This is a genomic window from Flavobacterium filum DSM 17961 (assembly GCF_000425465.1).
Taxonomy (GTDB): Bacteria; Bacteroidota; Bacteroidia; order Flavobacteriales; family Flavobacteriaceae; genus Flavobacterium; species Flavobacterium filum.
Map to the genome: position 1 here is coordinate 113,870 of NZ_AUDM01000003.1, position 26,152 is coordinate 140,021.

Below are 26,152 nucleotides of genomic sequence, written 5' to 3' on the forward strand. Positions count from 1 at the left end.
GAGTTGTAACGAATAGCCGGATTAGCTTCTAATAAAAATAAATTGTATTCTGTGTGAAATTGACATCGTGTCTCTGCGATAAAAAACTTATTTTTGCATACAATTTCGAAATTATGATAGAAAATCCGAAAAGATATACGATTACGGCGGCTTTGCCCTATACGAACGGCCCGATTCACATTGGACATTTGGCGGGCGTTTATGTTCCGTCTGATATTTATGCTCGCTATTTGCGTTTGCAGGGAAAAGATGTGGCGTTTATTTGCGGAAGTGATGAACACGGCGTGGCGATTTCGATGAAAGCCAAAAAAGAAGGCATTACGCCCCAGCAAGTGATTGATAAATACGACGGAATTATTCGAAAATCGTTTGAAGATTTTGGGATTTCGTTTGATAATTATTCGCGGACTTCGGCTAAAATTCACCATGAAACGGCATCGGCTTTTTTTAGAAAATTATATGAAAACGGCGATTTTATTGAAGAAGTCACTGAACAATTGTTTGACGAGCAAGCTCAGCAGTTTTTGGCCGATCGATTTGTAATGGGAACTTGTCCGAAATGCGGCAACGAAGAAGCGTATGGAGACCAATGTGAAAAATGTGGTTCCACGTTGAATGCGACAGATTTGATTAATCCCAAATCGACCATAACCGGCACAACTCCTGTGAAAAAAGAAACCAAACACTGGTTTTTACCATTGAATCGCTACGAAGCTTTTTTACGGGAATGGATTTTGGAAGGCCATAAAAACGACTGGAAACCCAATGTTTACGGACAAGTAAAATCGTGGGTGGATGGTGGTTTGGAGCCAAGAGCCGTAACGCGAGATTTGGATTGGGGAATTGATGTTCCGGTAGAAGATGCCGAAGGCAAAAAGTTATATGTATGGTTTGATGCTCCTATTGGTTATATTTCTTCTACCAAAGAATGGGCAGCCAGAGAAGGCAAGGATTGGGAGCCGTATTGGAAAGATGCCGACACGAAATTGGTTCATTTTATTGGAAAAGATAACATTGTTTTTCATTGTATCATTTTTCCGGCGATGTTGAAAGCCGAAGGCAGTTTTATTTTACCAGACAATGTTCCGGCGAATGAATTTTTGAATTTGGAAGGCAATAAATTATCGACTTCAAAAAATTGGGCGGTTTGGTTGCACGAATATTTGATTGATTTTCCGGAAAAGCAAGATGTGTTGCGTTATGCTTTAACTGCGAATGCTCCGGAAACCAAAGACAATGATTTTACTTGGAAGGATTTTCAAGCAAGAAACAATAATGAATTGGCCGCTATTTATGGGAATTTTATCAACCGAGTGGTGGTGTTGACGAATAAATATTATGATGGAATTGTGCCACAGCCGAATGAATTTTCGGAAGTGGATGAGCAGACTTTAGCAGAATTAAAAGCCTACCCGGCAGTGATTGCCTCATCTATAGAACGTTACCGATTTAGAGAAGCCTTGGGCGAATTGATGAATGTAGCTCGTTTAGGAAACAAATATTTGGCAGATGAAGAACCTTGGAAAATGGTGAAAACCGATCCGGAACGGGTGAAAACACAAATGTATGTAGCGTTGCAAATTGCTATGGCATTGGGAATATTATCAGAGCCTTTTTTGCCTTTTACGGCCAAAAAAATGGTCACTATTTTTAAAAATAATTTGATTAGTTGGGAGAAAGTTTCACAAACATCCGAATTAGTAAAACCCGGTCACCAAATCGGTCAGGCAGAAATATTGTTTGCCCAAATTGACGATGCCGAAATCCAAAAACAAATAGACAAATTAGAAGCTACCAAAACCGCAAATAAAATGGAAAACAAAACCGTTGAACCACAAAAAGAAACTGCCACGTTTGAAGATTTTTCAAAATTGGATTTGCGTGTCGGCACGATTTTGGAAGCCGAAAAAATGCCAAAAGCCAATAAATTGTTGGTGTTAAAAGTAGATACCGGAATGGATGTGCGAACCATTGTTTCAGGTATTGCAGAATATTTTTCACCGGAAGAAGTGGTTGGAAAACGGGTGACCGTTTTAGTAAATTTAGCCCCAAGAGCCTTACGTGGAGTAGAAAGCCAAGGTATGATTTTAATGACCAACAATACCGAAGGGAAATTGGTTTTTGTAAATCCGGATGCGGATGGGGTGGATAATGGGGCTTTGATTAGTTAAAAAAGATTACTTTTACAAAATGTACTACAGAAGAAAAATTATATTATCATTACTTCAGGTTTTTGATGGGGAATTAGAAAAAATTCAACTTCAAAAACTACTTTTTTTATTTACAAGATTTCAAAAAAATAAAAAAGCTTTCGATTTTGTACCTTATAAGTTTGGTTGCTTTTCTTTTCAGGCGAATGCTGATTTGTCAACTTTAAAAAAATATGGAATTGTAAGTGAAAATGAAAAATCTTGGAGAAAAGAAGATGAAATTAATTATTTGAATGAATTAACTAAAGAAGATAAAAAGACAATAGGAGATTTCAAAATAATTTATTCAAACAAGACTAGTGATGATTTAATTAAATTAACTTACAAAAGATACCCTTACTATTCAATAAATAGTAGCGTAGCTGAAAAATATTTATCAAAAGAGGAACTTGAAGATTTAAATAATTACAGATCTTTTGAAGATGATGTTGTATTATTTACGATCGGATATGAAGGAATTACACTAGAAACTTATTTAAACAAGTTAATAAAAAATAATATCAAAGTTTTATGTGATGTTCGTAAGAATGCATTAAGCATGAAATATGGTTTTAGTAAAAGTCAATTAAAAAATGCATGTAATGGTTTAGGAATAGAATATGTTCATATACCAGAAGTAGGAATAGATTCTGAACATAGACAAGAACTTAAAACACAAAGTGATTATGATTTATTATTTGAAGAATATAAAAACAATAACTTAAAAAAATCAATAGAAAGTCAAACTAAAATTCTCAATTTGTTAAAAGAGAATAAGCGAATTGCTTTAACTTGTTTTGAATCTGATATTTGTCAATGTCACAGAAAACATCTTTCAGAAGCTGTAACAAATTTAAAGGGATTTAAATACAAACTAGAGCATTTGTAGATATGGCTAAAAAAAAGATTTTAATTGCTGTTACTACATATCCTTTACCTTCTCGAAGTTATGATGAATTAGTTTGTACAGCTGGATTTTTAGAGGATGGAACTTGGATAAGAATATATCCTGTTCCATTAAGCTTTTTAAACCAAGTAAAAAAAGATACTGGTTTTAAAAAATATACTTGGGTTGAGCTTGATGTAAGAGAAAGAACTATTGCGGAAGATTTTAGACCTGAAAGTTATAAGCCATTAAACTATGATATAAAAATAATCAATACCTTAAAAACAGATAATTTTTGGCAAGAACGAAAAGAAATTTGTCTAAAAAACATTTATACAAATAAATCAAAACTACTTGAGGATTCTAGAGCTCCAAAAAATGTTTCATTAGCAACATTTAAACCAACAAAAATTACTGATTTTGTTGTTGAAGAAGACGAAAAAGAATGGAAGGATGAATGGAAAGAAATTAGAAAACAAACTGATTTATTTGCTGAAATTGATACAGATCCTGAAAAATTGATTCCTAAAGTTCCATATAAATTTTATTATGTTTTTGAAGATGACGAAGGTGTTACAAGCAAACTAATGATAGAAGATTGGGAAATTTTTCAATTATATTTTAATTGTCTGAGAGATAACAATAATAATAAAGAAGTCGCAATTTTAAAAGTTAGAGAAAAATATTTTGATGTTTTTACTAAAGAAAATGATATTTACCTTTTTTTAGGAACTACTATGCAATGGCACAGAAGAAGAGCAAACAATCCATTTGTAATAATTGGAGTTTTCTACCCTAAAATTAAAACCCAATTAAGTCTTTTCTAATGACACCCACTATAATCGCTTTCGATGCCGACGACACTTTATGGCACAACGAACCAAATTTTGACGAGGCTCAAGAACGTTTTTGCGAATTGTTTCAGGACTTTGCTTCCAAACAGAAAATATTGGGTTTGATTTTAAACCATCAGATAAAGAATTTACCTTTATATGGTTTTGGGATTAAAGCGTTTACGTTGTCTATGATTGATTCTGCCTTGGAATTGACTAACCATTCTATTTCTGGTCAAAATATTGCAAAAGTCATACAGATTGGAAGAGATTTACTTCAAAAACCGGTTGAATTATTGCCGGAAGTAGAACCTGTTTTACAGCAATTACAAGGCAAATACAAACTAATTGTAGCCACCAAAGGCGATTTAAAAGACCAACACCGAAAATTGCACGATTCGGGAATTGGTCATTATTTTCACCACATTGAAGTAATGAGTGACAAACAAGAAATCGATTATCAAAAAATGTTAGGCCGTTTAGATTGCAAAGCTGAAGATTTATTGATGATTGGAAATTCTTTAAAATCAGATGTGTTACCGGTTTTGAACATTGGTGGTCACGCGGTTCATATTCCCTATCACACCACTTGGGAATACGAGAAAATTGATTTTGAAATCAATCATCCGAATTTTAAAGCCTTTTCATCGCTACAAGAAGTGCTGACACTTTTGTAATATGAAACTCCCGATTGCTTTTCATCCCATTTATAAACATCCGTTACCGGAAGGTCATCGGTTTCCGATGATCAAATATGAATTGTTACCTCAACAATTACTTCACGAGGGAACGGCAGAACATGATGATTTTTTTGAACCGGATGTGGCTAATTTAGAAACCGTTTTAAATGTTCACAAACGTTCTTATGTGAATGAGTTGTTGGAATTAACTTTAGATTCAAGAGCGGCTCGAAAAATTGGTTTTCCGTTATCGGCTGAGTTGGTTGAACGAGAACTTCGTATTGCGAACGGAACCATCATTGGAACTCAAAAAGCCTTTAATACCCGAATTGCGTTCAACATTGCCGGAGGTACACATCATGCGTATTCAGACAGAGGCGAAGCCTTTTGCTTGTTGAATGATCAAGCCATTGCGGCTCAATTTCTTTTGAATCAAAACCTAGCTAAAAAAATTTTAATAGTCGATTTAGATGTACACCAAGGAAACGGAACAGCAGAGATTTTTCAAGACAATCCTTCCGTTTTTACTTTTTCCATGCATGGAAAATCGAATTATCCGTTTAAAAAAGAAGTTTCCGATTTAGATATTGCTTTGCCGGATGGTACTAATGATGAAACCTACTTAAAAATTTTGGCAGAAACTTTACCTCAATTAATCCAAAAAGTAAACCCGGATTTTATCTTTTATTTGGCCGGTGTTGATATTTTAGCAACTGACAAACTTGGTAAATTATCTTGTACGATAGAAGGTTGTAAAAAAAGAGATGAATTGGTTTTTGAACAGTGTTTAAAACATCAAATTCCTGTTCAAGTGAGTATGGGTGGTGGTTATTCACCGGAAATCAAAACGATTGTTGAAGCTCATGCCAATACTTTTAGAATAGCAAAAAGTAGATTTAATTGATGTATGTCCAGTTTATTCCGTCGCTTATTACAATTACAGTTCTTAAATTTCCTTCAAACATATAAATCTGTGCACTTCCAACAGTAGAATTTTTAGGAAACAATAACCCACCACTTGTTGTTATCATAGCAGTGATTGAATTTTGAATATTTCGTATAACATAAATCCTACCAGGAAAACTAGCTGGATTAGGCAATCTAAATTCTTGATCAGTTGCCATCGGACGAACAGAAATATATACACCATCATTAATAAGCGTTGGAGTAGCACTGCCGGTTAAAGTAACTGTTTTCACAGATAAATTACCATTGATATCAAGCATACTTAATGGCGTAGTAGTATTGATTCCAACTTGTCCAAATGCACAAAATGAAATCAAAGAAATGGTTAAAACTACTAAAAATGACCTTAATTTATTCACTCTTTTTCTGAATTGAATAATAAATTTACAGAAAAGTTTAATAGTTTTAACATTACACCCATACATTACCACAACGAAAACGATTTCGTGTTGAAAAGTTTTGGTTTTCAAAGAGTTCTAAGGATTTAAAAACAAAAAAAGCGGAAGAATTCTCCTCCGCTTTTTAAAGTTTAAAAAACTAAAATTATCCTACTTGAAGTAACGATAAAATATCATTCCCATAACGATTGATTTTGTGTTGACCAAAACCTTTGATTTTTTTCAATTCATCAATTGAATCCGGACGCATTTTAGCAATGGTCATCAACTCAGAATTATGACAAATCATATATTGTGGTAAACCCAATTTGTTAGAGGTTTCACTTCGCCAATGCTTTAAAGAATTGAGCGTGTTTTTTTCTTCTTGCGTTAATTCTTCATAATTCAACACGGCTACTTTTTCCGTTTCATTCGACTCTTTAGTTTTCTCTGTTTTTGGCGAATAAAAAACCAAAACCGACCAATAATCAATCATTCCCGTAATAAAGTTTGTGGCTGTTTTTTCAACTGTAACTTCTGTTAAAAATTGATTAATAACGTCTTGATCGTTCTGTAAATGTTCCCCACTTACACGAACTCTAAAATGTTTTACTTTCATCGTTTAAAGATTTAGTTGTTAAACATTTTTACCCATCAACATAATATCACTCACCACTACTTCGGTGATGTAGCGTTTGTTTCCGTCTTTGTCATCATAACTTCTGGTTGAAAGTTTGCCTTCAATAGCAATTTCTTTTCCTTTGGTTACAAATTTTTCGATAATATCAGCATTGCTATCCCAAGCAACCACACGATGCCATTCTGTTTGTTCAACTTTTTCACCTTTTTTGTTGGTGTAATTGTCATTTGTAGCAAGTGTTAAATTAGCTACTTTTCCACCTTCAAAGGTTTTTACTTCAGGGTCATTTCCTACGTGACCGATTAACTGTACTCTGTTTTTCATTGTGTTCATGGCGTATAAAATTTAATGGTTTAATCTGAACTCGTTTCAGATTCTTTTGTTATTGAATTTGATTTTTGTTATTGAAATTGTTTCCTAGTTCATCAAAAGTAGCTCGTTAATCACTACTTCAGTTACATAACGTTTGTTACCTTCTTTGTCGTCATAACTTCTGGAAGTCAGCTTTCCGGTTAATCCGATTTTTTTTCCTTTGTCAACAAACTTTTCGATGATTTCGGCTGTTTTGCCCCAAGCAACTACATTATGCCATTGGGTTTGTTCTTTTTGATCTCCACTTTTGTTTACATAAACATCTTTAGTGGCAAGTGATAAGGAAGCAACTTTTTTTCCTCCTTCTAAATCTCTGATAATTGGATCTTTTCCTACGTGTCCGATTAACTGTACTTTGTTTTTTAATGCATTCATGGCGTGTAAAATTTTAAATGGTTTATAAATTATTTTTTGTCGTTGTTTGTTTTCGACGATGCAAAGATTTAACGGTTTGCAAAATTTATTCGGTATAAAATCATTTACTTTCGACTGTAAATATTTGTAAACGTTTGCAAACGGAAAATATTTTTGTATATTTGATTGATTTTTAAAGTTTTAAAACGATGAAAAACTGTTTAGAATGTGGTGAAAAAATCATCGGTCGCGAAGACAAAAAGTTTTGTAGCGACGGTTGTAGAAATGCCTACAACAACAAAATGAACAAAGACAGCAACAATTTAATGCGAAACATTAATAACAAATTGCGAAAAAATTATCGCATTTTATGCGAGTTAAATGTGGAAGGAAAAAGTAAAACCACCAAATCAAAATTGCTTAGCAAAGGTTTTGATTTTGAATTTTTTACTTCCATTTTGCATACTAAAACAGGAAACACCTATCACTTTTTGTATGATCAAGGCTATATGATGTTGGAAAATGATTTTTATATGCTTGTTAAAAGAGACCACTAAAACTAAACCAAATCATGAAAAAAAATTACATTTCATTACTCAACGCACTACTAGTTCTATTGATTATTTGGTTTATTTTTTACCGAATGATGCCCTCAGATTATTCAAAAGGAAATGTCCCGCTTTCTGAATTTTCTACCGAAAGAGCATTAAAACATATTGAAGAAGTTTCAAAAGAACCGCATTATGTAGGTTCTCCATACCATCAAAATGTCATTAACTACCTAGAAAGTGAATTAAAAAAGTTAGGGCTTTCTCCACAAATTCAAAAAAGCACCATACTGAGCAAATGGAATAATTTAGTGGAAACACAAAATATTGTAGCCAAAATAAAAGGTTTCGATTCCTCAAAATCACTTTTGTTACTCACTCATTTTGATAGTGCTCCACACACAAAATCCTACGGAGCGAGCGATGATGCCTATGGTTTGGGCGTTATTTTAGAAGGAATCAGAACCTATTTGCATACGAACAAAACACCAAAAAACGATATTATCATAGTTTTTTCAGATGCAGAAGAATTGGGTTTAAACGGAGCCTATGCTTTTGCTTCAGAACATCCTTGGGCAAAAGATGTGGGTTTAGTTATCAATTTTGAAGCTCGTGGAACAGCTGGCCCATCAATGATGTTGGCAGAAACCAACGGCGGAAATGCCAATTTGATTAAAACCTTTAGCAAAGCCAATCCCAAATATCCGGTTTCTAATTCCTTGATGTACAGCATTTATAAAATGTTACCCAACGATACCGATTTAACAGCTTTTCGCGAAAAAGCCGATATTCCCGGTTTCAATTTTGCCTTTATCGATGACCACTTTGATTATCATACGGTTCAAGATAATTTTGAAAACATTACACCCGAATCTATTGAACATCAAGCAACTTATTTAATTCCATTGCTGAATTATTATTCAAATGCTGATTTGAGTAATCTTAAAACAGACGAAGATCACGTTTATTTCAGCTCACCAATTGGATTTTTTCATTATCCGTTTTCATGGAATTTTCCGCTTTTAATTGTTGCTTTTGTGCTTTTTCTTAGTGTTGTAACCATTGGTTTAGGCAAACACTTATTAGATTTTAAAGAAATCGTGCGTGGATTTGCTCCTTTATTTTTGTCTCTCATTATTGTTGGATTGGTAACTTTTTTTGGTTGGGAAATGATTCAGTCGCTATATCCGCAATACCAAGATATGTTGCACGGATTCACCTACAATGGACATAGTTATATTGCCGCATTTGTATTACTGTCGTTGGCTATTTGTTTTTGGATATATGCTAAATTTACCAAAATTAAATTGGTGTCAAGCCATTTTGTAGCTCCGGTATTTTTGTGGTTCATCATCAATTTTTTAATATGTTTCTATTTAAAAGGAGCTGCATTTTTTGTGTTTCCAGTCTATTTTGCTGTTTTTACACTTGTATTTTTTGTGTTTAAAGAAAAGTCAAATCCGTTTATAAATGTTGCTATTAGCGTTCCGGCTTTACTGATTTTGGTTCCGTTTATTCAATTGCTTCCAATTGGTTTAGGATTAAAAATGCTTACCGGAAGTGCTGTTTTGGTCGTGCTTACTTTTGCACTTTTATTGCCAGTTTTTGGTAATTTTTCAAAAAAAGTTAATTGGGGAACTTTATTGTTTATCATTTCCATCGGATTTTTTATCAAAGCTCATTTTGATGGAAAATTTGAAAAAGGAAAAGGAAAACCCAACAGCTTGTTGTATGTGTATGATGCTGATAAAGACAAAGCCAATTGGGCAACCTATGATAAAGTTTTAGACCATTGGACCAAAAATTATTTAGGCGAAAAACCGAATTTAGACAACATTTTAAACCAACACGGATTGTCAAGCAAATACAATTCCGGATATAGTTTTTCAGCTGAAGCTCCAAAGAAAAACATAGCCAAACCTACTTTTACTTTTTTAAGAGATACTGTTGTGGGCAATCAACGAGCACTTACGATAAGAATCGATGCTAATCGAAAAGTGAACCGAATAGATGTTTTTGCTCCTGAAAAATTAAAAATTCATCATTTAAAAGCCAATGGCATCAAAAACATCAACCAAGAAGGAAGCTTTTTTAAACGAAAAAAATCCAATGTGTTGAATTATTATCCAATCAACAACAAACCATTGACTTTAAGTTTTCAAATTCATAAAGACGACGAATTAGAATTAGACATTATGGTTTCTTCGTTTGATTTATTGGAAAATCCGCAGTTTAGTATTCCAAAACGACCGGATGCTTTTATTCCAATGCCTTTTGTGTTAAACGATGCGATTGTTGTAAAGAAAAAACTTAAAAAAAACAAATCAATACAAGTTGAAATCAAAGAAAGTCTAACAACCGAAATAGATTCTTTAATCACTCAAAAAGACAGTCTTGAAACAAATTAGCATTTTAGGTTGCGGCTGGTTAGGAATGCCTTTGGCGAAACATTTGCTACAAAATGGCTATTCGATAAAAGGTTCAACTACAACGGAAACAAAATTAGAAATTCTAAAAAATGAAGGAATTTCACCTTTTTTAATTTCGCTTAAAGCGAATGAACTTCCGCGTAATAGTAACGCTTTTTTAGAAAATTCAGAAGTTTTAATCATCAATATTCCACCAGGATTAAGAGGAAATTCCGGTGAAAATTTCGTGGCGAAAATGGAAAATTTCATTCCGTTTATCGAAAAATCATCGGTTAAAAAAGTGCTTTTTGTGAGTTCTACTTCGGTTTATGCTGATGTAAATCAAGTTGTAACGGAAGAAACTGTTCCAAATCCGGAAACGGAAAGTGGAAAACAATTGCTAATTTCTGAAAATTTACTTTTAAATAATTCAAATTTTCAATCTACAATTCTCCGATTTGGCGGATTAATTGGCGAAGACCGTCATCCTATAAATTTTTTAGCAGGAAGAAATAATATTGAAAATCCGCAAGCACCAATCAACTTAATTCATCAACAGGATTGCATAGAAATTATTCAAAAAATCATTGAAAAAGAAGTTTGGAATACGGTTTTAAATGCTGTTGCTCCATTTCATCCCACTCGAAAAAAATATTATACAGAAAAAGCGTCAGAACAAAATTTAGCTCCGCCACAATTTAATGAAAATGAGCATTCTGTAGGCAAAACGGTTTCATCAAACAAATTGATTCAACTTTTAAACTATCAATTTAAAAATTTAGGTTAAATTTACCTTTGCAAACTAAACAAACAAAATGAACAATTCTCCAAAATTTGCTGTAATTGGCGGCGGAAGCTGGGCTACGGCCATAGCAAAAATGCTTTGTGTTAATCAATCGCAAATCTGTTGGTACATGCGAAATCAAAACGCAATCGACCATATCAAAACAGAAAAACACAACCCAAATTACTTGAGTTCCGTTGAATTTGATACCAAAAAATTACACCTAACCACCGATATAAACGAAGCGGTGAGTTATGCCGATATTTTAATTTTTGCCATTCCATCTGCTTTTTTAAATACAGAATTAGAAAAATTAACCGAATCCATAAACGATAAAGTGATTTTTTCTGCCATTAAAGGAATCGTACCTGAAACGTTTTTGATTGTTGGCGAACATTTTCATAAACAATACAACATTCCGTATGAAAATATTGGTGTAATCACCGGTCCGTGTCACGCAGAAGAAGTAGCGTTAGAACGTCTTTCCTACTTAACGATTGCTTGTGCTGATGCGTCAAAAGCTAAAATTGTTGCTAAAAATCTGAACAGCAATTACATCAAAACCAAAATTTCAGACGATATTATCGGTACAGAATATGCGGCAATGCTAAAAAATATTTACGCCATTGCGGCCGGAATGGCTCACGGTTTGGGTTATGGCGATAATTTTCAAGCTTTATTAATGAGCAATGCCATTCGCGAAATGAAAAAATTCATCCGAAAAGTACATAAAATGAAACGAAACATCAATGATTCGGCCTATTTAGGCGATTTATTAGTAACCGGTTATTCCGTGTTTTCACGTAACCGAATGTTCGGAAACATGATCGGAAAAGGCTATACCGTAAAAAGTGCCATGATGGAAATGAGTATGGTTGCCGAAGGCTATTATGCCGTGAAAAGTGCTTACAAACTCAACCAAGATTACAAAGCCAAAACGCCAATCATTGATGCGGTTTATCAAATTTTATATGAAAGTAAAGACCCAAAAGGTGTGTTTAAAAAATTGACGGATAAGTTGGATTAATTTTTAGAAAATAGATTATAGAATAAAGAAAATAGACAAGACACTTATAATTTTAGTCTATTTTCTATTCTCTTTGTTCTATATTCTTTTACTTCACCACCACCCCATTCTTAAACAAAACAGGCACTTCTTCCGTTGCTCGTTCGTTGATGGTATTTGTTCTGAAAGTAAATTTTTTGTCGTATAAGGTATTTCCAATGAAATAGGTTACCATGAATTCATTGTTTAAGGCCAAAACACTGGCTTCAATCATTTCAATTTTTACGGCAGAAACGGAAGGAATTTCAACAAAAGCATGACGTAAAAGCGAGGTTTTTTTCATTTCGCCATTAACGGTACCAAACGCTTTTGAAACGACCATCACGCTGTCTAATTTGAAGTCGCTGTCGTTGATGAGATAGACATTCCAAACGTTATCCATAAAGTCGTCGTTCCATTCTTGAATGGCGGCTAGAAAAACGTTTTCTACTTTAGGAATGATAATGTCGGATTTCATGGGAATTTATTTAAACCTGACAGGTTTCGGAAACCTGTCAGGTTTATTTGTATTATATACTCGTTTTAAATTGCTCTAAAAAGCGAACATCATTTTCATAAAACATACGAATATCGCCAATTTGGTATAAAAGCATGGCAATGCGTTCGATTCCCATACCAAAAGCAAATCCGTTGTATTCATCAGAATTGATGCCACAGTTTTTCAACACATTTGGGTCAACCATTCCGCAGCCCATGATTTCCAACCAACCGGTTCCTTTGGTAATGCGATAATCGGTTTCGGTTTTTAAACCCCAATAAATATCAACCTCTGCACTTGGTTCGGTAAAAGGAAAATAAGACGGTCTCAAACGAATTTTCGACTTTCCGAACATTTCTTTTGTAAAGTATAAAAGTGTTTGCTTTAAATCGGCAAACGAAACATCTTTGTCAATACACAACCCTTCCACTTGATGGAAAATACAGTGCGAACGCGAAGAAACGGCTTCATTACGGAAAACTCGTCCCGGAGAAATGGTTCTGATTGGCGGTTTGTTGTTTTCCATGTATCGCACCTGCACAGATGAAGTATGTGTACGCAACAAAACATCAGGATTGGTTTGAATAAAAAACGTGTCCTGCATATCTCTTGCCGGATGATATTCCGGTAGATTTAATGCGGTGAAATTATGCCAATCGTCTTCAATTTCAGGACCTTCGGAAACATTAAAACCAATATTGGAAAAAATATCGATAATTTGATTTTTCACTAACGAGATTGGATGACGAGAACCAATTGGAAATGGCTCACCCGGACGCGTTAAATCACCAAAAACACCCACCGATTCTTCTTTGCTTTCCAGCATTTCCTGAATAGATTTTACTTTTTCTTCTGCGGTGTTTTTCAACGTATTGATTACCTGACCAAATTCTTTTTTCTGTTCGTTTGGAACATTTTTAAATTCGGCAAACAAGTCTTTCAATAGACCTTTGCTACCTAAAAATTTAATTCGGAATTGTTCAAGAGTTGCTGCGTTATCCGTTTGAAAAGCTTGTGCTTCGCCAATGTATTCTTTAATCTTGTCTATCATCGTTCGTGCTGTAAAGGTGCAAATTTAGGAAAAAGTTGGGAGGTGGAAAGTGGAAGGTGAGAGTTTTTATTAAAAACTGAAAACTATTTAATCAATTCCTTCTCCAAAAAATAATGCACAATCGCTTCTTTCATTAATACAGCTTGCTCACCTGCTTTCAGAGGCGGAAGTTCTTCTTTTACTTTGTAATGCGGCCAACCGTCGTTGTCATAAAAATCAAATTCATAATAGCCATACGGTTCGAGTAAACGACAAATGGCAATGTGCATCAAATTGATTTTTTCGTCTTTTTTGAAGGTTTGTTTTACTTTGCCCAATTCTTGCACCCCAATAAGATAAATAATGGCATCGAGGTCGAGTTCATCTCCGTCGGCAAATTGTTTGGAAAGTATGTTGACAACGTTTTCCCAACGTTCTTTTAATTGAATATCTCTTGACATGATGGAAGATGGATGTAGGATGACGGAAGAGTTTTTTCATCAATCATCCAAAATTTTTGGCAAAGATAAGTTTTTAGATTAAAACCATTAAAATTAAGACATTTTAGAATACAGATTTAAGAAATAAGAATAATTAAAAAAAATAAAAACTTAAATTATTTAAACCATTAAGGTATTAAGATGTATAAAGACTTAATGTAACTTAATACCTTAATGGTTCACAAAAAAGTTATTTTTGTTTAAAAAAAAGAAAACTTTTTTATGAACCCATTTTAGAAGCAATATCTTTTATGATGCCAATGGTTATCAATTGGATCTAAGATGAGAAAAAAGTGTATGAAGAAACTACTTCAACTCCTTAATAGCTTCACTTAAAATCCATCCTTCGGTTTCATCGGTAAGTTCGATTTTTTTCCAATTATCAACCGTTTCTAACACAAAAACTTTGGTTCCTTCATGAAGAATGAAAGCATCGGTTGCGTTTTCACGAGGTTCATTTTTTACCGAAACTACTTCTGCAAAAACAATTGCCGGACGTTCCGATTCGTATAGATTTTTTTCGAAAATTGCCGCTCCAACAGCCATCAAAATCAAAATTGGAACGATAAACATTCCGACAAAAAAGATGCGTTTTGACAAGGTTGTGTGTGAAAAATAATAGCCAATAAAAAACAGCAAAAACAAAACAGCCAATCCAACTGAAATATAGGCCCAGGAATTATAATGAAATAGTCCTGTGAAATTGCCTAGAATTTTTTCAAAACCCACTTTTTGAACTTCTTTTATATCGTCTATCGTGCTGTTCTTCGCGAATTTTAGGTTGTTTTGAATGTCTTTGTCATTCGGACTAATCAACAATGCTTTTTCATAATAATAAATAGCAGGAGCAATTTGGTTTAGTTTATAGTAACTGTTGGCCAAATTAAAATATAAATCGCACGATTCTTTTTTGCCTTTTATAATACTTTCGTAAGCATTTATCGCTTCTTGATAATTGCCTTTTCGATAGTGTTCGTTTCCTTTATCAAAAACACTCTGAGCCCAAAGTGTTTGGGTGAGCAAGAGTAAAATATAGATGATATTTTTCATTTTCTTTACCACGAAGTTCACTAAGAAGGCACAAAGGTCACTATAGAACGCCATTGATTACTCTTCGAACTCCATTTTTTAATTGTTTAACATTAAAATTAATTAGCATTCCTAATTTACATTCTGTCAACTTCAAATAAGTCAAAATTTGAGCTAAATGAACTTCATTTAATGCTTCAACCGATTTCACTTCAACAATAAATTTATCTTCAATTATTATATCGATTCTGTAGCCAACATCCATTTTTACTTCTTCATAAATTAAAGGTAACGCTTTCTGTTTTTCTACTTTTAACGATTGCTTTTTTAATTCATAAAACAAACACTCTTCATAAGCACTTTCCATCAATCCCGGACCTAAAGCCTTGTGAACTTTTAAGGCTGATTCAAAAACTATTTTTGCGATTTCATCTTCACTCATAGTAAACTTTTTGTGCTCTTTGTGCCTTCTTAGTGACCTTTGTGGTTAACTAATTTGTTTTTCCAATTCCGAGATAACTTCTGCTGCTTTATCAAAATCGTTTTGCATCGCTACATTTGAAAACGGTGCATAACGAGCCAACTCACAATTTTCGGTAATTTGAATGAATTTTTCAATCGTTTCAGGTTGGGCTTTTTTATCGGCTAAAAATTCTTTGATTAATTCTTTGCTCATTTCTGATGTTTCAATTTTCAATTTGGCTTTCAAAAAGTTATGTAACGATTTTTCTAACGCAACATAAAACGGTTCTTTGTTACCTAATTGTTTTTTGGCTTCTGATAAATACTTCTTAGCCAATTTATTGTTCATTTTCAACTTATTACCAATCACATCACCGTCAATTGCTTCTTTTTTCTTTTTAAACAAAATAATAAATGGAATCAGTAAAAACGGAATCCCCATCAAAACATAATAAGTTGCAGAGCCAAAGAAATCTTTTTTATTGATTTGAGATAATTTGGTTTTTAAATGAATGAATTTGAATTGATCTTGAGCCGAAACCGTTTTTTTCTCCACCGAAGCATTGTCTTGATTTATATTTCCGGCATTTGGCGAAGTTGGTCCATCCATTACATTGATGGTAATTTCGTTGGAAGCAATTGTTTTGTAGCTATTTGTTCCTAAATCGAAATACGAAAACTGCATTGGTTTGATCGTATAATTTCCTTTAAATTGTGGAATTATCGTGTATTTATCGGAGATTTTTCCGTTCATTCCACTCAAAGGCGTATTCACATTTTCGGAATGAACCGGATCATACATTTCTAAAGCTGTTGGCACAACCGGCTTGGGCAAACTGAATAATTTTAAATTACCTGAACCGGAAACACTCACTTCCAAATCCATGCTTTCGCCATTTTTTAAAGTGGTTTTGGATGGTGTTACTTTGAAATCAAATTTACCAACGGCTCCTGAAAAATCAATTGGTTTTCCGTTCTCGGGAAGTGGTTTCACGTTAATGATTTTGCTTCCGGCAGAAACCCGCTTATGGTCTTTGGTGAGCATTACTTGACCAAAAATATTTCGTCGATTGGTTGGCAATTCCACATCAATATCCAACGAAAGTGGTTCAATTTCAAGCTTTCCTGATTTTTGTGGATATAAAACAGTTTTGCGAAGCACTACAAAACGAAAACGTTCACCATTGTAGGTTCCTTCTTCGGCAACTAATTGTTTAATGTCGATATTTTGGCTCCAAAAATCATTGTATTTGGGTTTGTCTAATTCCCGCCAATTCGTAATTCCGATATTGTGACTGAAATATAATTTGTAAACCACGGTAATAGGTTCATTCAAATACGGATTTGCTTTACTTACTTCGGCTACCAAATGTAAAGCGTCATTAATGGAAACCGAATTATCGTTAGGGTCGCGAGGTTGTTCAACCGCATCGGTCACTTTTATAGCAATTGGTGTCGTTTTATAGACTTGACCATTATATTCTATCGAAGCTTGTTTGATTGTTAAGTTTCCTTTCTGCAAAGGCAATAAAAAATAGGAATAGGTTTTGTTAAACGAACTTTTTCCATTCACCCACGACTGACTCACTTGTTGACTCGGCCCTGCCAACAATCGAAAACCTTCAAATGACGGGGGAACAAAATTATCGCCATCCACATTCATGGTAAAATCAATTCGCAATCGTTCGTTTAATCCCAAAGATGTTTTACTTGCTTTGGCATCAAATTGAACTTGTGCAAAAAAGGTTTGACACGTTAATAATAGTATGAATACTAGTTTTTTCATTTTCAATTACCAATCTTTTTCGGTTTGAACAGGTTTTGCTTTTACTTTTTGAAGATTCACTTTTTCCTGCACTTTCTTTTCTTCATTATTTACAGCGTCTAAAAGATTTTGAACACTTTCTTTAGAAATTCCTGAAGGTTGTGGCTTTGGTTGACCTCCTTGATTTTGATCTTTCTTTTGATCGCCTTCGTTCTTATCTTCTTTGTTGTCGCCTTTTCCTTTATCTTTTTCTCCTTCTTTTTTCTCGTCTTTTTTGTCTTTATCTCCGTCGCCTTTGTCTTGTTTTTGGTCGTCCTTCTTGTCGTCTTTTTTGTCGTCTTTTTTGTCTTGATTTTGATCTTCCGGATTGTTCTTCAAATATTCTTTTGCCAATGCATAATTGTATCGGGTTTGCTCATCGGAAGGATTATTTCGCAACGCATTTTTATACGCTTCAACCGCTTTGCTATATTGCTTTTCTTTCATAAACACATTGCCTAAATTATGCCAAGCTTTGTGTTTTTCTTCTTTAGTGGTTGCTTTTTCAAGTGCTTTTCCATATGCAAACTTCGATTCACTAAACTGATTTTGCCTGTAAATGGAATTTCCTAAGTTATAAGCCGGTTTCGCACCGGAAAGTCCTTTTGAATTGGAAATTCTATATTGAGCCTCGGCATCAGTATAATTTTTCTCCGCAAAAGCTTCATTTGCTTTAGGCAAAATCTTGTCTTTTTCCTGCTTTTCTTTTTCTTGCCCTTGCAAAAGAAAGGAAAAAAGTAAACATACTAAAACAGCTAGCTTTTTCATGATTCCTTTTCGTTAAATAAGTTCAATTTACTAATCCATTTCGTTTTTCTTTCCAACAAGAAAATATCCAAAAACAAAAGTAGAAACGCAATTCCCAAAAACCATTGAAATTGCGATTGAAAATCGGCTACTTGAGTAGTTTCAAATTCGGTTTTTTCAATATTTTCCAAAGCATTTTTAACATAATTCAAAACTTCTTTGGTGTTTCCACCATACACATAACCGCCTTTGGTTCCTTTACCAATTTCTTTTAAAATTTCGGGATTAAGTTTAGTCACTACCACCTCATCATTTTGGTCTCGTTTAAAACTTTCAATTACTCCATTTCTTTTTAATGGTATCGGTCCGCCTTTTTCGGTTCCAACACCAATCGTGATAATTTTTGCTTTAACTTTTACAGCTTCTTCAACCGCTCCTTCATAGCCTTCAGAATGATCTTCACCATCCGAAACTAATATAATCAACTTATTGGTTGCATTTCCTTTATCAAAAAAATTGGCCGATAATTTGATGGCATCTTCCAGTGAAGTTCCTTGTGAAGAAACCATATCGGTATTCATACCTTGCAAATACATTTTAGCCACACCATAATCAGTTGTAATCGGCAACACAGGAAAAGCACTTCCGGCATAGGCCACCATTCCAATGCGGTCACTACCCAATTGATTAATGATTTGCGAAACAATCTGTTTGGTTTTGTCCAATCGATTGGGAGCAACATCTTCGGCCAGCATACTTTTGGAAACGTCGATTGCAAAAACAATGTCGATACCTTCTCGTTTTACCGTTTCCATTTTGGTACCAATTTTCGGATTGGCTAAAGCGATAATTAAACTAGCCAAAGCCAACAATAAAACGGTAAACTTCAAAACCGATTTAAAAACCGATTTTTCAGGGCTTAACTTTTTAACCAATTCAACATCGCCAAATTCGCGTTGCTTTTTGCGTTTCCAATATAAATTGAAAAGAAAAAGCAAGACTATCAGTGGGATAACCGCCAAAAAGTACAAATATATTTTTTCGTCAATTTGTGAATACATCTTATATAAAACCTCTAAAAATGGTTTGTCTTAATACAATTTCTATCAATAAAAGTAAACCTGCAATCCAAATCAACGGGCGAAACTTCTCGTCATAATTGTAGAATTTTTGTTCTTCAATTTCGGTAGTTTCCAATTGATTAATTTCGTCGTAAATTTCTTTTAACTTGCTATTGCTTGTGGCTCTAAAATATTTTCCGTCGGTTTTCTTAGCAATGTTTTTCATTAATGCTTCATCAATTTCAACCGGCATCATGCGGTATAAAAACCCGCCATTAGGAGCATACGCATACGGTGATTCAGCCATTCCGTTGGTTCCTATTCCAATCGTATATACTTTTATGCCATATTCTCTGGCAATATCAGCAGCGGTTTCCGGTTCGATAAATCCGGCATTATTAACACCATCGGTTAGCAAAATCACGATTCTGCTTTTGGCTTTACTGTCTTTTAATCGATTTACAGCTGTAGCCAATCCCATCCCGATTCCGGTTCCGTCTTTCAACACGTTATCATACTTAATGCTTTTGATGGCATCAATCACAATCGATTTATCACTCGTTACGGGAGTTTTGGTATAACTTTCGGCGGCATACACCACAATTCCGAAACGGTCATTGGGTCGGTCATTCACAAAGTTTGCCGCTACCTTTTTTAAAGATTCTAACCGATTGGGCTTTAAATCTTTGGCCAACATACTTCCCGAAACGTCGGTAGCCATCACAATATCAATTCCGCGAGTGGTTTTGGTTTTATTGCTTACATCCACCGTTCTTGGGCGAGCTAAAGCTACAATGATAGCACTTAAAGCCAACATTCTCATCACAAAAAGTATCGGTTTTAATTTAGGAAGAATGGAACCTTTTACTTTAAAACCTTTCAAAGAACTCACTTTTAACGTTGCGGTTTGTTTGTTTCTTTTCCAAACATACCAAGCGATTGCAACCGGTAAAAGGGTAAACAACCAAAAAAACTGCGGATGTAAAAACGTTATCTTTTCCATCATTGTTTTAATTTGGCCAGTTCAACTGAATTCATAATTCGCTCTGTAATTTGGTTGGCCACTTCATCGCCTTCCTCGTGCATCACAACTATTTGTTGCAAACCTCCTTCTTGAGCAAAATAAATTGCTTCATAAAACGCCTTACGACTTTTTTTAGTAAGCTTATCCAAAATACTCATTGTTCCATACGCACGTAAACCGTTCACTCCCTCCGGAGTTGAAAACTCATTTTGTTTCACTAAAATATTTTGAGCTCCGTTTGCTTCCATCATTTTCAATGAACCTTCAAACGCTTGATTCAAATCAACTTTAATTTCTTGTTTAAAGTTGGTTGTCATGATTGCTATATAATAATCATCCATCATCGAACCATAACCAAACATTTGCATGTTAGCTAATTCCCCTAATTCTTTCCCCATCATTTTTGATACATCCATTCGTTTAAGCACTTTAGGAGTTTCAATAATAATGGCCGGATTTCCATATTCACTCGAAATCCATTCGCCTTCCAGTAACTCTTTGGTTGGATGGCCAATAATATTATCTTTTAAGAAATCAAATCCTTTAACCGCAACCAGAATTCCCAATGAAAGTAATATAACACCAACCGTAGAAAGAATAATGATATTTCGTTTTCTCGCTTTTTTACGTTTTAAAATTTTGGCTTTGATTGCTTCGTTATCGATTAAATCTTCCTCTTCTTCTACAACTTCCGGAATGGATTGATGAATTTTATAAATAGTTTTTTCTATTTTGATTTTATCATCAGCAATCTCAAATTCCAACGGTTTTGATTTAGCAAATTTTACCAAATCGGCTTGTTTCAAAACCTTTTCTAGATTTTTGATGGTTTCTTCCGTCAAGGAAAGTTTCTTTTTAACCACGGCAATCTTAAAAGCGGCTATCAATTCATCGGTAGTACTTTCCATTGCCGGAATTTCGATGGCTTCTTCAATATACGTTCGGGCAATATCCGTTAATTCGGAATAATATTCTTTCACTTCGCCACGTTCTACCAAGCTCTTTTTTTCCAATGACTTTAAATGAGCCGTAGCTTTCTCGATGGGAGATGCATACAAGATTTCTTCTTCAACCGGTTTTTTATTTCTTTTAATAAAATAATAAATAAGATAACCCAGTCCGGCCACTCCTATCAGTATCAATAGAATTATCCACCAATACGAATAATCATTTGGAACCGTTGAAATATCTTTGATATCATACATGTGTTGCTTTAACGTATCAACTACCACGGGAAGAATTTCAACCAAAACACTATCAGTCGGATAAACTTTTGAATTGATTATCACTTGAAGGGAAGGAATGGTATATCTTCCGCTATCAAATTGCGTCAACCCGTATTTTTTAATCAATTGGTATTTATCGTTTTCCTTGATGGTATCGGTGGGATAACTTTCTAGCACTTCCAATCGTCCGAATAATTTTCCTTCCGGAAAGGCAACTTTGGATAAGGTATCTACCGTTGTCTTAAGTGTCAAATTGATTTGAGCTCCTATTTTTACTTTGGTACTGTCTACTGAAGTAGTTACTCTTTTTTGTTGAGCAAAAACCACAGTGGTAAGCAGTAGAAAAAGTATATATATTTTTTGTTTCATTTTGGCTTAACAACTAGTTTATCTGGATTTGAAATAAGTCAATAATTTGGTTACATAACTTTCATCTACACGTGTATGAACCGTTCCAGAACCACATCGGGAAAAGGTTTCTTTGAAATAATTCACTCTGTCTCGGTAGTATTTTTCATATTCCATTCGAATGGATTTTGAATTGGTGTTCACCAAAAGAGTTTCTCCGGTTTCGGCATCCAACATATTTACCATTCCAATGTTAGGTATTTTTTCTTCTCGAATATCATATACTCTAATGCCGGTGATGTCGTGTTTTTTTCCGGCAATTTTTAACGTATGCTCATACGAATCATCGGCAATAAAATCAGAAATTAAAAAAACAATCGCTTTCTTTTTCATCACACTTGACAAAAACTTCAACGCTTGTGAAAGATTGGTTTTATGACTTTTCGGTTTAAATTCAATCAACTCCCGAATGATACGAAGAACGTGTGATTTCCCTTTTTTGGGAGGCACATACAATTCGATTTCATCTGAAAACAAAATCAGTCCGATTTTATCGTTGTTTTGCGTGGCTGAAAAAGCCATTGTTGCTGCAATTTCGGTTACAATCTCACTTTTTAATTGGTTTTTTGTACCAAAACTTTCCGAACCCGAAATATCAACCATCAACATCATGGTGAGTTCTCGTTCTTCTTCAAAAACCTTGATATACGGTTCGTTGTAGCGAGCCGTCACATTCCAATCAATCGCACGAACATCATCACCAAACTGGTATTGACGCACTTCTGAAAACGTCATACCACGACCTTTAAACGACGTATGGTATTCTCCCGAAAAGATATGATCACTCAATCGTCGGGTTTTGATTTCTATTTTTCGTACTTTTTTGAGTAGCTCTTTTGTTTCCATTCTTTCTTCAGTTGTCGGTTGTCGGTTTTTTGTTATCCGTTAAACATCTTCACTGCCTACTGATAACTGATAACTGCCAACTAAATTTTAAGGCACTTCAATTTCGTTTACAATCTTATTAATGATTTCAACCGAAGTAATATTTTCAGCTTCAGCTTCGTAGGTAATTCCGATACGGTGACGCAAAACATCGTGTACAACGGCACGAACATCTTCCGGAATCACATAACCTCTTCGTTTAATAAACGCATAACATTTGGCAGCTGTGGCTAAATTGATACTTCCACGAGGCGAAGAACCGTAACTGATTAGTGGTTTTAAGCTTTCTAGTTTATATTTTTCAGGGAAACGCGTAGCGAAAATAATATCTAAAATATACTTTTCAATTTTTTCATCCATATACACCTCACGAACGGCTTGTTGAGCACGAAGAATTTGATCAATCGAAATCACCGCATTTACCTTCTCATAACTTCCTTTTAGGTTTTGACGAATAACCAAACGCTCGTCTTCCATTTTGGGATAATCAATTACAGTTTTGAGCATGAAACGGTCCATTTGAGCTTCCGGTAACGGATACGTTCCTTCTTGTTCGATTGGGTTTTGAGTGGCTAAAACCAAGAACGGCTTATCTAATTTAAAACTGGTTTCACCAATCGTTACTTGCTTCTCCTGCATGGCTTCTAACAATGCGGATTGCACTTTTGCAGGGGCACGGTTGATCTCATCAGCCAAAACAAAATTGGCAAAAATGGGTCCTTTTTTGATGGAAAATTCATTTTGTTTGATATTGTAAATCATCGTTCCGATTACATCGGCAGGAAGCAAATCGGGTGTAAACTGAATTCGGCTAAACGAACCTTGAACGGCTTGTGACAAGGTGTTAATGGCTAACGTTTTGGCTAAACCCGGAACACCTTCCAACAAAATGTGTCCTTGTCCCAAAAGACCAATTAACAATCGTTCAACCATGTGCTTTTGACCCACAATAACTTTGTTCATTTCATAAGTAAGCAAATCGATAAACGCACTTTCTCTTTCAATTTTTTCATTGATGGCTCTAATATCCAATGTGGCTGTGTTTTCTTCCATTTTATTCCGTTTTTTGAACTAAAATTAAATTGTTAATTTTAACAGTGCAAATTGAAAATTTTATTCCTTTCAAGATGTTAACATTGCGTTAAAACTTCTTTTAAATAGTAGGCTTTAAGAGTGTTTTGTGATTTAGTTTTTATAATTTTAAGACCGAATAGGAAAAGTTTAAAAGTTTAAAAGTTTAAAAGTTTAAAAGTTTAAAAGTTTAAAAGTTTAAAAGTTTAAAAGTTTAAAAGTTTAAAAGTTTAAAAGTTTAAAAGTTTAAAAGTTTAAAAGTTTAGAAGTTTAGAAGTTTCAATTTATAACAACCTATAACCTTTTACCTATTACCCATTACCAATAACCTATTATCCATAAAAAATGAAAACAAAATTATCATCCGTAATAGCTGGCACCATGAATTGGGGTGTTTGGGACAAAAATTTAAGTGAAGCTGAAATGTCCAACCAAATTCTAATTTGTTTAGAAAATAAAATCACCACATTTGACCACGCTGATATTTATGGTGGATATACCACAGAAGCAGCATTTGGCGAAGCTTTTAAACAAAGTAAAATCAATCGTTCAGCCATTCAATTGATCACAAAATGCGGTATTCAGCATCTTTCTGATAATCGAAATAATCGGATTAAGCATTATGATTATTCAAAGGAATACATTGTTTGGTCTGCAGAAAATTCGCTGAAAAATCTTCAAACGGATTATTTGGATGTGTTTTTACTTCATCGACCAAGCCCTTTGATGCAAGCTGATGAAATTGCGGAAGCAGTTGAAAAATTGAATAAAGAAGGTAAAATTATTGACTTTGGTTTGTCAAACTTTACGCCTTCTCAAACGGATTTAATTCAACAAAAAACGAAAGTATCGTATAATCAAATTCAATTTTCTGCTACTCATTTTCAACCCATGTTGGATGGAAGCTTAGACCATATGCAAGTTCACAATATCCGTCCGATGGCATGGAATCCACTAGGAAGTGTATTTAGAGAAGATTCTGAACAAACCAGAAGATTAAAAAAAGTATTGGTAAGATTGACAGAAAAATACGATGTTGGAGCCGATATTTTATTACTTTCTTGGATTAAACATCATCCTTCAAACATCATTCCGGTTGCGGGAACTGTTAATGTTGCTCGAATTCAACAATTGCAAAAAATCGAAAATATAAAATGGGATATTGAAGATTGGTTTGAAATTTGGACAGAGAGTATGGGGAATAAAGTGCCTTAACAAGGCTATTTTAAACAATTAAAACAATATAATAAGTGTTATAAATTTCTACAGAACTGATTTTGTTTTTGTTAAATAGCTTTTTTTATGTCAAAAAAATATTTTGTATTATAAAATTTCCTAATTTGGTGGAGAAATTTTTAAACATCTTTTTATGAAAAAACTTTACTTTTTACTTCTTGCTTGTTCAAGTGCTATGTTTGGTCAAACAGTTGTTTTTGATCAACCCGTAACCGGAACAAATGGAATTGTTTCGAATGTTCTTTCGAATGGAAATGCTGTGTATAGTGCCGATGATTTTACGGTTGCTGAACAAACTCAATTGACCAAAGTTACGTTGAGAGGATTTCAAAATGACCAAAACCTTTCTACAATTTATCAAGGAATGCGACTTATGATTTATACCAATGGTGCTACTAATATTCCATCCGGTATACCCGGTGGTTTAGGTGGAACTATTGTAGCCGATTTAGATGTGGTTGGAACTCAAGCCGGTATTACACTCACTCAAACGGCTCAAACAGTAGTTTTTGATATTGATTTAACTACAGCTCTACCCAGTCCGGTTATTGTTGATGCATCTACAACTTATTGGTTGGTTTTTGCACCTAAAGTAAATTTAACCGCTTATACAGCAGCAGCTCGATTTAATTGGAATACAGGAACAGGTGCTAGCGGAACGAATTATCAAGCTAAATTGGTTGATCCGGCTAACGCTTTTGGAGCGGGTGCAACCAATTGGACTACAATCAGTACTTTAACAAATAATACTGCTTTTAATAACCTTTCTTTTACTTTAGAGGGAACTACACTTGGGGTTACTGATTTTTCGCGTTCAACTCGAATTGATGCATATCCTAATCCAACATCTGATGTTGTTTCAATTTCTGTAAGCAATTCTGATTTTAGTGACTTTTCGTATCAACTATTTGATTTAAATGGTCGTAAAATAATGGAATCAAAGCAAGCTGAAATTAACCTAAAACACTTAGATAACGGCGTTTATTTTGTAAATGTTTTTGCTGATAACACAAAAATTGGCACAAAGAAAATAGTTAAAAATTAATCTTTTTCTAACGACTCTTAAACGCTCAATAAATTTATTTGTT

27 protein-coding genes are annotated in these 26,152 nt (G+C 34.2%); 11 read left to right on the forward strand and 16 right to left on the reverse strand.

Annotation, left to right across the window (positions count from 1 at the left end; all coding sequences use genetic code 11):
- Window positions 1–113 precede the first annotated feature (113 nt).
- The 5 genes from metG to H601_RS0100560 are packed head-to-tail and all read left to right on the forward strand — an operon-like array spanning window position 114 to window position 5,492.
- Window positions 114–2,171 (forward strand): methionine--tRNA ligase, encoded by a 2,058-nt coding sequence (gene metG, locus H601_RS0100540; RefSeq protein ID WP_026709700.1) that lies wholly within the window; start codon window positions 114–116, stop codon window positions 2,169–2,171.
- A gap of 19 nt (window positions 2,172–2,190) precedes the next feature.
- Window positions 2,191–3,078 carry a DUF488 domain-containing protein gene (locus H601_RS0100545; RefSeq protein ID WP_026709701.1) on the forward strand — a complete coding sequence of 296 codons (888 nt, stop codon included), beginning with the start codon at window positions 2,191–2,193 and terminating at the stop codon, window positions 3,076–3,078.
- Window positions 3,079–3,080: 2 nt separating this feature from the next.
- Window positions 3,081–3,902 carry a hypothetical protein gene (locus H601_RS0100550; protein WP_026709702.1) on the forward strand — a complete coding sequence of 274 codons (822 nt, stop codon included), beginning with the start codon at window positions 3,081–3,083 and terminating at the stop codon, window positions 3,900–3,902.
- Entirely contained in the window at window positions 3,902–4,585 is a 684-nt protein-coding gene (locus H601_RS0100555; RefSeq protein WP_026709703.1) for an HAD family hydrolase, read from the forward strand. The genes H601_RS0100550 and H601_RS0100555 overlap by 1 nt, the downstream gene beginning before the upstream one ends.
- A 1-nt stretch (window position 4,586) precedes the next feature.
- Window positions 4,587–5,492 carry a histone deacetylase family protein gene (locus H601_RS0100560; RefSeq protein ID WP_026709704.1) on the forward strand — a complete coding sequence of 302 codons (906 nt, stop codon included), beginning with the start codon at window positions 4,587–4,589 and terminating at the stop codon, window positions 5,490–5,492.
- Here the strand turns inward: H601_RS0100560 and H601_RS0100565 are convergent.
- The 4 genes from H601_RS0100565 to H601_RS0100580 form a co-directional block, all read right to left on the reverse strand.
- A complete protein-coding gene (locus H601_RS0100565; RefSeq protein WP_156900309.1) occupies window positions 5,485–5,913 on the reverse strand; it encodes a hypothetical protein in 429 nt (142 codons plus the stop codon). The genes H601_RS0100560 and H601_RS0100565 overlap by 8 nt on opposite strands.
- A 184-nt stretch (window positions 5,914–6,097) precedes the next feature.
- Window positions 6,098–6,550 carry an HRDC domain-containing protein gene (locus tag H601_RS15955; RefSeq protein ID WP_051220610.1) on the reverse strand — a complete coding sequence of 151 codons (453 nt, stop codon included), beginning with the start codon at window positions 6,548–6,550 and terminating at the stop codon, window positions 6,098–6,100.
- Window positions 6,551–6,568: 18 nt separating this feature from the next.
- The gene (locus H601_RS0100575) at window positions 6,569–6,895 is read right to left on the reverse strand and encodes a single-stranded DNA-binding protein (RefSeq protein WP_026709706.1); all 327 of its coding nucleotides are present in this window, start codon (window positions 6,893–6,895) and stop codon (window positions 6,569–6,571) included.
- 93 nt (window positions 6,896–6,988) lie between these two features.
- A complete protein-coding gene (locus tag H601_RS0100580; RefSeq protein WP_026709707.1) occupies window positions 6,989–7,318 on the reverse strand; it encodes a single-stranded DNA-binding protein in 330 nt (109 codons plus the stop codon).
- 188 nt (window positions 7,319–7,506) lie between these two features.
- On the opposite strand from H601_RS0100580, the gene H601_RS0100585 reads away from it, so the two are divergent.
- From H601_RS0100585 to H601_RS0100600, 4 genes are read left to right on the forward strand one after another with little or no spacing between them, the layout of a single operon-like run.
- Window positions 7,507–7,854, forward strand: a complete 348-nt coding sequence (locus tag H601_RS0100585; protein WP_026709708.1) for a hypothetical protein — start codon at window positions 7,507–7,509, stop codon at window positions 7,852–7,854.
- A gap of 14 nt (window positions 7,855–7,868) precedes the next feature.
- Window positions 7,869–10,253 carry a M28 family peptidase gene (locus H601_RS0100590; protein ID WP_026709709.1) on the forward strand — a complete coding sequence of 795 codons (2,385 nt, stop codon included), beginning with the start codon at window positions 7,869–7,871 and terminating at the stop codon, window positions 10,251–10,253.
- Window positions 10,240–11,040, forward strand: a complete 801-nt coding sequence (locus tag H601_RS0100595; protein ID WP_026709710.1) for an SDR family oxidoreductase — start codon at window positions 10,240–10,242, stop codon at window positions 11,038–11,040. Before H601_RS0100590 ends, H601_RS0100595 begins: the two co-directional genes overlap by 14 nt.
- A gap of 28 nt (window positions 11,041–11,068) precedes the next feature.
- Complete coding sequence (locus H601_RS0100600; protein ID WP_026709711.1) at window positions 11,069–12,064, forward strand: NAD(P)H-dependent glycerol-3-phosphate dehydrogenase; 996 nt, start codon at window positions 11,069–11,071, stop codon at window positions 12,062–12,064.
- 88 nt (window positions 12,065–12,152) lie between these two features.
- Here H601_RS0100600 and H601_RS0100605 read toward each other — a convergent pair whose 3' ends face one another.
- The 12 genes from H601_RS0100605 to H601_RS0100665 all read right to left on the reverse strand — a co-directional run bounded on the left by H601_RS0100605 (window position 12,153) and on the right by H601_RS0100665 (window position 23,810).
- A complete protein-coding gene (locus H601_RS0100605) occupies window positions 12,153–12,560 on the reverse strand; it encodes a hypothetical protein (RefSeq protein ID WP_026709712.1) in 408 nt (135 codons plus the stop codon).
- 52 nt (window positions 12,561–12,612) lie between these two features.
- Window positions 12,613–13,632 carry a phenylalanine--tRNA ligase subunit alpha gene (pheS, locus tag H601_RS0100610; protein WP_026709713.1) on the reverse strand — a complete coding sequence of 340 codons (1,020 nt, stop codon included), beginning with the start codon at window positions 13,630–13,632 and terminating at the stop codon, window positions 12,613–12,615.
- 83 nt (window positions 13,633–13,715) lie between these two features.
- Window positions 13,716–14,072 (reverse strand): hypothetical protein, encoded by a 357-nt coding sequence (locus H601_RS0100615; protein WP_026709714.1) that lies wholly within the window; start codon window positions 14,070–14,072, stop codon window positions 13,716–13,718.
- A gap of 345 nt (window positions 14,073–14,417) precedes the next feature.
- Window positions 14,418–15,161, reverse strand: coding sequence for a tetratricopeptide repeat protein (locus H601_RS0100625; RefSeq protein ID WP_026709715.1), 744 nt, complete (start codon window positions 15,159–15,161; stop codon window positions 14,418–14,420).
- 40 nt (window positions 15,162–15,201) lie between these two features.
- Complete coding sequence (locus H601_RS0100630; protein WP_026709716.1) at window positions 15,202–15,582, reverse strand: GxxExxY protein; 381 nt, start codon at window positions 15,580–15,582, stop codon at window positions 15,202–15,204.
- Window positions 15,583–15,627: 45 nt separating this feature from the next.
- Window positions 15,628–17,388: a BatD family protein gene (locus tag H601_RS0100635; RefSeq protein ID WP_026709717.1), complete on the reverse strand. Its 1,761-nt coding sequence runs from the start codon at window positions 17,386–17,388 to the stop codon at window positions 15,628–15,630.
- Between the two features lie 6 nt (window positions 17,389–17,394).
- Entirely contained in the window at window positions 17,395–18,174 is a 780-nt protein-coding gene (locus H601_RS0100640) for a tetratricopeptide repeat protein (RefSeq protein ID WP_026709718.1), read from the reverse strand.
- Window positions 18,171–19,214, reverse strand: coding sequence for a VWA domain-containing protein (locus H601_RS0100645; RefSeq protein WP_026709719.1), 1,044 nt, complete (start codon window positions 19,212–19,214; stop codon window positions 18,171–18,173). Before H601_RS0100645 ends, H601_RS0100640 begins: the two co-directional genes overlap by 4 nt.
- A gap of 1 nt (window position 19,215) precedes the next feature.
- The gene (locus tag H601_RS0100650) at window positions 19,216–20,217 is read right to left on the reverse strand and encodes a vWA domain-containing protein (protein WP_026709720.1); all 1,002 of its coding nucleotides are present in this window, start codon (window positions 20,215–20,217) and stop codon (window positions 19,216–19,218) included.
- Complete coding sequence (locus tag H601_RS0100655) at window positions 20,217–21,833, reverse strand: hypothetical protein (protein ID WP_026709721.1); 1,617 nt, start codon at window positions 21,831–21,833, stop codon at window positions 20,217–20,219. Before H601_RS0100655 ends, H601_RS0100650 begins: the two co-directional genes overlap by 1 nt.
- 18 nt (window positions 21,834–21,851) lie before the next feature.
- A complete protein-coding gene (locus tag H601_RS0100660) occupies window positions 21,852–22,718 on the reverse strand; it encodes a DUF58 domain-containing protein (protein ID WP_026709722.1) in 867 nt (288 codons plus the stop codon).
- 87 nt (window positions 22,719–22,805) lie between these two features.
- A complete protein-coding gene (locus tag H601_RS0100665) occupies window positions 22,806–23,810 on the reverse strand; it encodes an AAA family ATPase (protein ID WP_026709723.1) in 1,005 nt (334 codons plus the stop codon).
- A 363-nt stretch (window positions 23,811–24,173) separates the two neighbouring features.
- Here H601_RS0100665 and H601_RS0100670 point away from each other — a divergent pair, with 363 nt between their 5' ends.
- The gene (locus tag H601_RS0100670; RefSeq protein ID WP_026709724.1) at window positions 24,174–25,043 is read left to right on the forward strand and encodes an aldo/keto reductase; all 870 of its coding nucleotides are present in this window, start codon (window positions 24,174–24,176) and stop codon (window positions 25,041–25,043) included.
- Window positions 25,044–25,197: 154 nt separating this feature from the next.
- Complete coding sequence (locus H601_RS0100675) at window positions 25,198–26,109, forward strand: T9SS type A sorting domain-containing protein (protein ID WP_026709725.1); 912 nt, start codon at window positions 25,198–25,200, stop codon at window positions 26,107–26,109.
- Window positions 26,110–26,152: the final 43 nt, after the last annotated feature.